This is a genomic window from Sneathiella sp. (assembly GCF_029233945.1).
In the GTDB taxonomy this organism is placed as follows: Bacteria; Pseudomonadota; Alphaproteobacteria; order Sneathiellales; family Sneathiellaceae; genus Sneathiella.
The window spans coordinates 5,256-6,390 of sequence record NZ_JARGOQ010000093.1 but is presented as its reverse complement, the minus strand read 5'-3'; the positions used below and the strand labels follow the sequence as shown (position 1 = coordinate 6,390).

Annotated in this window: 1 protein-coding gene; it reads left to right on the top strand. The window is 63.5% G+C overall.

Annotation, left to right across the window (positions count from 1 at the left end; translation table 11 throughout):
* Positions 1 to 62: 62 nt before the first annotated feature.
* Positions 63 to 1,135, top strand: a 1,073-nt coding sequence (locus P1U71_RS17490) for an MBL fold metallo-hydrolase (RefSeq protein ID WP_301106959.1), incomplete at its 3' end; no start/stop codon positions are given.

Genomic DNA, 1,135 nt, shown 5'->3' with positions numbered 1-1,135 from the left:
ACCTTGCGCCCATCCTCCTCCGCTGTCTATTATACGCGAGGGTATTGTTGCGGGAGGGGCGGATGAAACTCTGGAAGAAGGTCAGTATCGGTCTTAGCTCGGGGGTTCTCGTGCTCATCCTTGCGGTGGTTGTGATCGGCTATGGTTTGAGCGCCCATCTCGCGGGCGAGCGGCTCGCGCGGGCGGAGGCGTCGCCGCAGTATCAGGACGGCGGTTTCGTCAACCCGGAGGGGCAGGCCCCCTTTGAACTCACCTGGGATTATGTGTCGGAGCAGCTTTTCGGCGAGCAGCAGCGCGCGCCCGGGGGCGAGCTTCCCGTTGTGATGATGGCGCCGGAGTATCTGGACGCGCCCGCGCCCTCGGGCCTCCGCGTAACCTGGCTCGGCCATGCGAGCACCCTGATCGAGATGGACGGCATGCGCATCCTCACCGATCCGGTGCTCTCCGACCGGGCGTCCCCTGTGCAGTTTGCCGGGCCGGAGCGGTTCCATCCGTCGCCGCTGCCGCTCGCATCGCTCAAAAATATCGATGCGGTCGTCATTTCCCATAACCATTACGATCATCTGGATGAGGCGACGATCCGCCATCTTGCCGCTCAGGGCACAGAGTTTTTTGTCCCCCTCGGCGCGGGTGCGCATCTGGCGGCATGGGATATTCCCGAAGGCCAGATCCATGATCTGGACTGGTGGGAGACGGTCCCGCTCGGTGATCTGGCCATTATCGCGACGCCGACGCGGCATTATTCGGGGCGCGGGCTGTTCGATTACAAGGCGACGCTCTGGTCCTCCTGGTCGGTTCTGGGGCCGGAGCATCGTTTCTTCTATACCGGCGACAGCGGTTATTCGGCGCTGTTCGCGGAGATCGGGGAGCGGTTCGGCCCGTTCGATCTCAATATCGTCAAGGTCGGCTCCTACGGGCCGGGGCAGTCCTGGATCGATATTCATATGCCGCCCGAAGACGCGATGCAGGTTGCGCTCGATATCGGCGGCGGGCCGGTGCTGCCGGTCCATTGGGCGACCTTCAACCTCGCGCTCCATGACTGGGACGAGCCGATCATTCGCGCCTTGAGGGCGGCCGAGGAGAAGGGCGTCAACCTGCTCACCCCGAAACTTGGCGAGACCGTCGATATGACCGC